Genomic DNA, 8,658 nt, shown 5'->3' with positions numbered 1-8,658 from the left:
ACATAGGAACAGCTGTTATCATTACCAGATGCCTTTTATGCGTTATTTTTCAGTATGATAATTTTATCTTTTTTTTGGTAGATTCATTACGAATATTCCTAATCATAGGAATTTATGTTTGTTTTTAATTTTTTTATTCTTTTTCTAAATGTATTTGAAAACCAACATTTAAATATATCGCTCGATTTTCAAAATTTCGATTAGTTTTTTGAGTTGAATAATTTAATGCAACTTCAATACCAACGCTACTATTCACGAAGAATACAGCACCAGCTTTAATTAAAAATGTATCTGCCTTAAGATCAATATTACTCATTCTTATAATTTCATAACGTGCTTCTGAAAAAACATTTATTTGCTTTTCTTTTTCTAAAAAGTAATATCTAATAAATGGGGAAACGTTATTTGAAATTATGGTTTTGGAATCTCCTTTCGGAAAAACATAATTGAATTGTCCAGCTAGTCCGACAGAAAGTTTATCAATGAAAAAATATCCTATATTTGGCGAAATTGTTAACGAAGTAGATGTGCTGCTACTTTCTCCAGATGTTGTTTTAAAATTTCCAATTGCTCCACTACCTCCCATCATCCAATTTCCTTTGTTTATTTGAGCATTTGAAGCAACTGCAACTAATAAAATTGCTATGAATAAAATTTTAATTGATTTTCATTTTTTTGTTGATCTAAGTTAAATGCAATTGAAGTTATTTTATTTGTTTAGAATGATTTTGACTGTAAAAATGTTAGTATCTGTAATAACTTTGAGAATATAAACACCCCAGCTCACCCAGGTCTGCATAAAAACCATGTCCGCTCTGCGAAATTCTCCGACTTCGCAGCAATATAATTTGGTCTAGGAGCGGTGTTATTTGAATAAGAAGATAAAAGGCGCCTAGTTTAGCCCCGATAGTTATCGGGGAGCGATGAGCAATCACGTTTTTTTCATGGACACTTTGTGGAGCTGGCTGGGACTCGAACCTTGTACTTCGCAGCTCGTATCTCGTACCTTTTATTTTACAACGTGTAACTTTAAATCATCTAATGAAATAATGTCTAACGCTTTTTCATTTGTTGCTTTTAAAATTACAGGTGGAGCAACGCCAGATTTTAAAGCTTCTTTCCATCGGTTGGCACACAAACACCAAACATCACCCGATTTTAATCCCGGAAAATTATAGTTTAAATTAGGCGTAATTAAATCATTGCCTTTTGATTTAGAATAGTTTAAAAATTCGTCCGTTAATACTGCCGCAACAACATGAATTCCTGTATCAGCGCTACCAGTTGAACAAAAACCATCTCTGTAAAATCCTGTTAGCGGTTCTAAACTCGCCATTTCTAAAGCTGTTCCGAGCACGTTTTTTTCTTGCTTTTTCATCTTGTTTTTATTTAATGTGGAAGTAGTAGTTTCTTTTGTAATTAAACAATTTTTTTGCACTTCTTTATTTTGTCCCAATGTTATCGTTGACACAAATAAAAATAGTAAAATTGATTTTTTCATGATGCTTATTTATAAAATTTTTACGCTTTGAACATTTATTTTTGAAATATGAATATCAAATGAAATTCTGATATCTAAATAGGCTTCACTCATAATGACGGCCACTTTATCAGCGATGTTTTGTCCTTCACACAACGCAAAAATAGATGAGCGTTCGCCAGAAATACCTGCACGTAAAGTACTATTCGCCAACGTGCTATTTTTCACTGCATCAAAATTAGGGATTAATTATGCACGCATCGGTTCAATAATCACATCATGTAACGAACGGCCAATAAGTTTGTAACCGTTATTGAAATAAACCTATGGTATCGTTTTACCGGAAAATATTAATCTCTTGTAAAATTAATTAAAAATTATTTACAACGACAAAAAAAGGAGATGATTTAGTTGTAGCAACTTCAATCATCAATCGCGCGGTTGCTGAAGTGCCTATATTTGAGGCTTTACTTTACAGATTTAAGCACAATATTTCGGTTTTAGGAAGGAGCGAGGTCAAAGACCATCGAAGAGCAATCACGTTTTTTCATGGACACTTCTTAGCGCTGGAGAATTTCCGTAAGCAGGCGAGGACAAGTCAGTGATTATACACGATGTTAGGCAATGTTATTCTTGTAAAATTCATTTAAATCTAAAATTGCTCTTCTAATAGCTTGATAATTATTTTTGGCAAATCAACATATATAGAATCTTCATTTTTGCTTTCTTCTTCAATAGCTTCAAATTGCCGCGATGGCATTATATTTCGGTAAAATCCCCACTGAATTGGACATAGAACAAGTGCAAGAATACTTGTTTATGTTACAAAAGCGTTCTAAAACACCTTCATAAACCTATTTCAAGTACCGTGTTTACGGACTTCGGTTTCTTTTAAAATAAGAAGCATTGCCTTATGAATTTTTGCATTTACCGTCGATTAAACACGATAAAGAACTCCCAACAGTTCTCAGTAAAGAGGAAGTTTTGCGGTTGCTTACAAGTTGTCAACTGCTCAAACACAAAGTACTCATTGCACACTTGGATTGCATTTTGCTTGCCGGGGAGGCAGGGGCAAAAATGGAATTGGCAAAACATGAGAGGCAATGGTAAATTTTTGTTCCCAGTCAAGGCGTTGTCCAAAGTTTTTGGAGCAAAATATTGCGAGAAGCTAAAAGAAAGAAGTCCTGATAAACACACTAAAGTCAAGAAACAGTTATGGGAGAAACCTTGGGTAGTATTTGGTAAAAAGCCTTTTGGGAATCCGAATTCAGTGGTAGAATATCTGGGGGGTTACACCCATAAAATCGCCATTAGTAACAACCGAATAAAAAGCATTGATGATCAAAATGTAAGTTTTCATTACAAAGATTACCGCCAGAACGGGCAACGCAAAAGCATGACCCTCAAGCACGAGGAATTTATCCGCCGTTTTGCGCTTCATATTTTGCCCAAGGGTTTTGTAAAAATACGGCATTATGGTTTTTTGAGTAGCAATTGGAAACGAGAGAAATTAAAGATTTTACAAGATAAACTAAAAGTAAAACCCCAAATAAAAGTAGCCAAAGAATCGAAAATCAGAAAGTGCCAATGTTGTAAAACGGGAAATTTGCACACCATTTTGGTATTTGACCAAAGACGACCGCCTGCTTGCTATCTTGGCATTAGCCAAAGAGCTGCTCCCTACAAAAAATAGTTTTGTGGGTAGGGCACGTATGCGATGATGTGAAGAAAAACACGATAAAAACAGCCTACTTTACGGCTAAAATAAAAAGAGGACGCTTTGTCCTCTTGAATTACCTAAACTTGCTTATCGATATCCCCATAGTGGCGGAAGTAGAGCGGTTCCGTTCAACCGCGGGTTCATTGTTGGCTTTTCAAGCCCAACGAACCCTTATCTGTTGGCGGTTCGGTTTTTTATTTATTTTGTTTTATGCTTTTTAAATTTGTTTAATTTTTGTTTCTTTTTTCAATTCCCATAAACCACATAACATAATCCAAAATGGGACAATTAAAAATCCAAAATTTTTGAAACCATATTTATTTTCACCGACAAACAATATTAAATAAATTAATAGGAAACCACAAAATATTGAAACAATCCCAACAAATTGCTTAGCGAATAATGAAGGCCTCTTTTTCAGGATTTCGAATTCGAATAAATTTAGCATATTAAAAATTAAGAAAGTTATAAATGAAGTAACTAATATTTTGCTTTTTGAGTATAAATCAAACTGATTTATTACAGCACTTGAAAAAGCAATGATTAATAATATTCTTGAAATAAACCAAAAATAATAAGTTTTAGAAAAAAAGTTTTTCAAAATTTCCATTTTAAATTCTTCAATTATTTAATTTCTCGTCTAAAGTTCTGTTTTCGTTTCGTTCGGCTAAACTGACCGCCAACGTTATGCCACTTTGAGATGGCTGGAAGTTCGTAAACGCTCTATTTCCGGCTTAACGAAAACTTGATGCGAAACGATAATTCCACTAAATTCCAGCTATATCAAAACAGCTGTGTGTGCCCTGCATGAGCAGGAAGCAGATTGTAAATCGTTTGTTCTCGATTCGAAATTAGACTTTTTGGATTAGAAAACAAATGATACAGTCTGATATTTTTCCAGAGGGTGTAAGTCCCTTATGAGCGGATTGAAAACCCGAATCATTAGCACGTCGCAAGCTGGTTTACCGTGAGGTATGCAGTGAAGGCAGCGAAACGGCAAAAGTCTGTACCGACCCTTCGGCTACGCTCAGGATAAACCAAGCAGAAATTGCATAAGAGGCATTTAGTAGGGGATAAGCGTCCACAGCAACGTAAAGTCCGAAGTTTACAAAAACCTATTAGATGTAGATGCAGCGGGAATAGACGGAAGGAAAGAGCTCTTACCGGGGGAGGTCTTGACAACCACGAGTTGGTTAGGTCAAGAAGTCAGCAGAAGTCATAGTACTTGTGGCAACGAGTTGCAAATAGAAACTGCATAGGTCTCACAATCAAGGAAGGACAGAACGCAAAAAGGTTCTTAATTTTCAACGGAATCCGCCACGGCGGATAGCCCTGAGAAACAAGAACAGGTTAACCGATTAAAACAACAAAATGATTGCACGAGTAGTACATCCTTACAATCTTCAAAAAGCGTTGGAACACGTTATTGCCAATCGAGGCAGTGCGGGAGTTGATGGCTTAAAAACCCACCAACTCAAAGAGAGTTTTCCTAATCGAAAACCCCAATTGCTTGACGATATTGCAAACAGAAACTACTATTCTCATCCCATTTTGGGCGTAGAAATCCCCAAAAGCAACGGCAAAGTCCGTCTTCTAGGAGTTCCTACCACTACCGACCGAGTGTTGCAGCAAGCCGTTTCGCAGGTTATAGCACCATTATTCGAAACCGAGTTTAGTAGTAATAGTTTTGGATTTCGTCCCAACAAGAATGCCCGACAAGCTGTTGGACAATCACGGGACTACATCCATCAAGGGTTGAACCACATTGTGGACATTGACCTCAAGAACTTCTTTGACGAAGTAGACCATTGTTTATTACTGAATTTAGTACATCGAAAAGTGAAATGCAAAACCACGATGCGACTCATTCGAAAATGGCTACGCGCGCCGATACAAATCAAAGGGAAATTACATAAAAGGCGAAAAGGAGTTCCACAAGGAAGTCCTTTGAGTCCGCTATTGTCGAATATTTTGCTCCACGAATTGGACAAAGAAATGACAAAACGCAAATATAAATTTGTACGTTATGCCGATGATTTTAGTATTTATTGCACGAGCCACAACGGGGCAAAAGCGACAGCACAAGCGCTTGTAAAATTCTTGAAAACGAAGCTAAAACTGACTATCAACGAGGAGAAAAGCGGGATAAAACGTCCCGTTCACTTCACTATTTTGGGATTCGGATTTGTGCCAACTTACAAGAAAGGAAGCAAGAACGATTATCAGTTGGTAGTGGCAGAAAAAGCGTGGAAGAAACTCAAAGAAAAGCTCAAAAGCATTAGCCGCAAAACCGCTCCAGTCAAGCTAGAAAACCGTATTGCCAAGATAAACGAAATTCAACGAGGATGGTTAAACTATTTTCGGGGAACGAATATTATGGGGAAATTACGGGATATAGATGGCTGGCTTCGCAACCGACTTCGATACTGCATTTGGCACGATTGGAAGAAACCCGAAAGGAAGAGGAAAAACCTCATACGATTAGGAATTGATCAAGACCACGCCTATGCATGGAGTCGAACTCGAAAAGGTGGTTGGGCGATTGCTCAGAGTCCAATTTTAGGAACTACCATCACTTTAAAACGCTTAAAACAAAAAGGGTATCAATCATTGACTGATGTTTACATCTCACTTAATCCATCTCTTTGCGAACCGCCGAGTACGTGACCCGTACGCTCGGTGGTGTGAGAGGCGCACTCCGTTCCATTAGGGGCGGAGCCGTCTACTCGATTGTGCGTTGTCTTTTCTTTTAGAATAGTAAATCATCAACTGCAGGAATTTCGAAATTACTCTTTTTTCTGAATTCCAATTGCTCTTGGTTGCTTAAAATCCAACTTTCTCCTTTTTCAAGTAATTTACAAGCAATAAATTCCTGTACATTATTCCAATTATCGATTTCTTTATAAGTTTCTATCATTCCTAACTTTGTTAAGGTTCTTATGCCAACGCTTGTTGCAATATCCGTATAACCTGCTTTTGTCATTTCATTTTTCAGCGTATAAACAGCAGAACTATCTTCAGACGAAACTTGGTTTGCCATCATTAATATTAATAAAGCGATTTCGTGACCTTTTAAGCCTTCAGTTTCTACAACTGGAGTTATATTTAGTTGTTTTATTGTATTTGATTTTAGTTGAAATGCTTTTATTTTTCTTGTAATTGTATCTCCTAAAGTTAAAAAATCACTTGTTGAACTTGTTTTGTAAGTTATAATATGTCGATGTTGGATGTCAAAAGGAAATTTTCCAATTCTTTCATCCGAACAAACCATTATAACGTCTTTGTTGCAAGCAAAAGCAAAACCTAATTCATACCAAACATTTGGATTATCACTTGTTATTTCCGCAAAGCAGATTCTGCTTTCTGCAATTCCTTTTTCTATTTCTTCAATTGGAATTCTTACACTTAAATCTTTGTCAATTCTGTACGGTTCCAATTCTGCATTTTTAATAGCAGGTTCAAAAATATCAACAAATCGTTTGTCAAACTTATCATTATCAAAAGGTTGAATTACAAAACATTTTTCCATATTTAATATTTTTTCGGTGATTTCGGGTAAGATAACGCACAACTCATATATAAGATCAAATATATACATCTTTTAAATATCCGATAGTACCATTAAAGATTTTCCTTTCTTTCTGTAAGGCTGACTGTTAGTAGTTGACTGCGTGAAGGATTGAGGCGAGCTACCGAAGTAGTGCTGAAAGCCTGACAGCAGTATAGAAAGGGGCTTTATAGAAGCAAAAATAAGTGTGCCCCTTTTTATAGTGGGGGCACGCCCAAAATAGTGCACTAATTTTAGGAGGAGAAATAGGCTTGTAACTCGGATAAAGAATTTAAAGGTCGTAACTTTGAGTTTTAATATTTAATATCAAATTATAACAATAGATGAGTCAAGAAATAAGAAATTTAGAGCCAAAAGTACTTTGGAATAAGTTTGCCGATTTGAATGCTATTCCGCGCCCTTCAAAAAAAGAAGAACGTGTGATTGCGTTCATGAAAAATTTTGGTGAAAGCCTTGGATTAGAAACTTTTGAAGATGATATTCGTAATGTGATTATCCGCAAGCCATCGACTCCAGGAATGGAAAATCGTAAAGCGATAGTGATGCAAGGGCATTTAGACATGGTGCACCAGAAAAATTCAGATACTGTTTTTGATTTTGATACACAAGGTATCGATATGTATGTTGACGAAGACTGGGTACGTGCTAGAGGAACTACACTTGGTGCTGATAATGGTTTAGGTGTTGCCGCAATAATGGCAGTTTTAGAAAGTAAAGATATTGCGCATCCTGCAATTGAAGCTTTGTTTACTATTGATGAAGAAACCGGAATGACTGGAGCCTTAAACCTTAAAGGCGGAATCCTACAAGGCGAAATTCTGTTGAATTTAGATACTGAAGAGGATGACGAAATCGACATTGGTTGTGCTGGTGGAATTGACGTTACCGCCACTGCTGAATATGATGAAGAGGAAACGCCTGAAGGGTCAGTAGGGTATACTATCACCGTAAAAGGACTCAATGGTGGGCACTCTGGAATGGATATTCACAAAGGACTGGGTAATGCCAATAAAATTATGAACCGTGTGTTGTATGATGGTTTTGATAATTTTGGATTACAAATAGCAGAAATCACAGGAGGAAGCCTTCGTAATGCGATCCCGCGTGAAAGTGTGGCTAAGGTGATTATTGCGTCCGTGTATGATGAAGCCTTTGTATATGATATGCAACAAGTGGTTAATGACATAAAAACAGAATTTAAAACGACCGAACCTAATCTAGAGGTATTGTTTGAGAAATTAGATAGCGCTCCAGCAAAAGTAATGCCGTCTATCGCTCAGTTTTATTTTGTTAGAGCGATGTATACTGCACACAATGGAGTGTACAGGATGAGCGCTGACTTTGCTGATTTAGTCGAAACGTCTAATAACGTAGCTAAGGTAGTTTTAGGCGAAGGGAAGCTTTCTGTGCAATGTTTAACGCGTTCCTCTGTAGAAACGTCTAAGTTTGATTTAGCAAACGGGTTGACATCTGCTTTTGAATTAATGGGATGCGAAGTTGTGCTTTCTGGATCTTATCCGGGTTGGACTCCAAATACAGAATCAGAAATCATGGATGTTTTAGTTCCTATTTATGAGAAGCAAACTGGCAAAAAACCGAATGTAGTAGCCTGTCATGCAGGATTAGAGTGTGGGATTCTAGGAACCAACTATCCTGATATGGATATGATTTCTTTTGGACCAACTATCCGTGGCGCACATTCACCTGATGAAAGAGCCAGTATCTCTAGCTCTCAAAAATTCTGGAAATTTTTGATAGAGATTTTAGCGAATATACCTGTAAAATAGTATTCAGTTCTTAGTCGCAGTTTTCAGTTTATTACTGAGAAATGCTACTAATTACTATTTTTAAATACATAAAAAGAGGCTTTTCGAAAAGTAATTTTCGAAA

At 36.6% G+C, this 8,658-nt stretch carries 9 protein-coding genes; 4 read left to right on the top strand and 5 right to left on the bottom strand.

Features of this window, described 5'->3' with window-relative positions; all coding sequences use genetic code 11:
* Positions 1-133: 133 nt before the first annotated feature.
* From A3SG_RS20940 to A3SG_RS0116340, 3 genes are all read right to left on the bottom strand, one after another.
* On the bottom strand, positions 134-589 hold the full coding sequence (locus tag A3SG_RS20940) for a hypothetical protein (protein WP_157485516.1): 456 nt from the start codon (positions 587-589) through the stop codon (positions 134-136).
* A gap of 420 nt (positions 590-1,009) precedes the next feature.
* The gene (locus A3SG_RS0116345; RefSeq protein WP_016991081.1) at positions 1,010-1,501 is read right to left on the bottom strand and encodes a DUF2237 family protein; all 492 of its coding nucleotides are present in this window, start codon (positions 1,499-1,501) and stop codon (positions 1,010-1,012) included.
* Positions 1,502-1,510: 9 nt separating this feature from the next.
* Complete coding sequence (locus A3SG_RS0116340) at positions 1,511-1,708, bottom strand: hypothetical protein (RefSeq protein ID WP_157485514.1); 198 nt, start codon at positions 1,706-1,708, stop codon at positions 1,511-1,513.
* Between the two features lie 802 nt (positions 1,709-2,510).
* Between A3SG_RS0116340 and A3SG_RS20190 the strand changes: the two genes are divergently transcribed.
* Positions 2,511-3,173, top strand: coding sequence for a transposase (locus tag A3SG_RS20190; protein WP_410501003.1), 663 nt, complete (start codon positions 2,511-2,513; stop codon positions 3,171-3,173).
* 2 nt (positions 3,174-3,175) lie between these two features.
* On the top strand, positions 3,176-3,421 hold the full coding sequence (locus tag A3SG_RS21940) for a hypothetical protein (RefSeq protein WP_232226408.1): 246 nt from the start codon (positions 3,176-3,178) through the stop codon (positions 3,419-3,421).
* Here the strand turns inward: A3SG_RS21940 and A3SG_RS0116320 are convergent.
* The gene (locus A3SG_RS0116320; RefSeq protein ID WP_198008533.1) at positions 3,418-3,801 is read right to left on the bottom strand and encodes a hypothetical protein; all 384 of its coding nucleotides are present in this window, start codon (positions 3,799-3,801) and stop codon (positions 3,418-3,420) included. The genes A3SG_RS21940 and A3SG_RS0116320 overlap by 4 nt on opposite strands.
* Before the next feature lie 770 nt (positions 3,802-4,571).
* Between A3SG_RS0116320 and ltrA the strand changes: the two genes are divergently transcribed.
* Positions 4,572-5,867: a group II intron reverse transcriptase/maturase gene (gene ltrA, locus A3SG_RS0116315; RefSeq protein ID WP_016991075.1), complete on the top strand. Its 1,296-nt coding sequence runs from the start codon at positions 4,572-4,574 to the stop codon at positions 5,865-5,867.
* A gap of 82 nt (positions 5,868-5,949) precedes the next feature.
* Here ltrA and A3SG_RS0116310 read toward each other — a convergent pair whose 3' ends face one another.
* Positions 5,950-6,729 carry a hypothetical protein gene (locus tag A3SG_RS0116310; RefSeq protein ID WP_035664399.1) on the bottom strand — a complete coding sequence of 260 codons (780 nt, stop codon included), beginning with the start codon at positions 6,727-6,729 and terminating at the stop codon, positions 5,950-5,952.
* A gap of 362 nt (positions 6,730-7,091) precedes the next feature.
* On the opposite strand from A3SG_RS0116310, the gene A3SG_RS0116305 reads away from it, so the two are divergent.
* The gene (locus A3SG_RS0116305; protein ID WP_016991073.1) at positions 7,092-8,555 is read left to right on the top strand and encodes an aminoacyl-histidine dipeptidase; all 1,464 of its coding nucleotides are present in this window, start codon (positions 7,092-7,094) and stop codon (positions 8,553-8,555) included.
* Positions 8,556-8,658 lie beyond the last annotated feature (103 nt).

The sequence above is a fragment of the Flavobacterium sp. ACAM 123 genome (assembly GCF_000264055.1).
Classification (GTDB): domain Bacteria; phylum Bacteroidota; class Bacteroidia; order Flavobacteriales; family Flavobacteriaceae; genus Flavobacterium.
The sequence above is the reverse complement of the archived record's forward strand: the minus strand, read 5'-3'. Positions and strand labels throughout refer to the sequence as shown.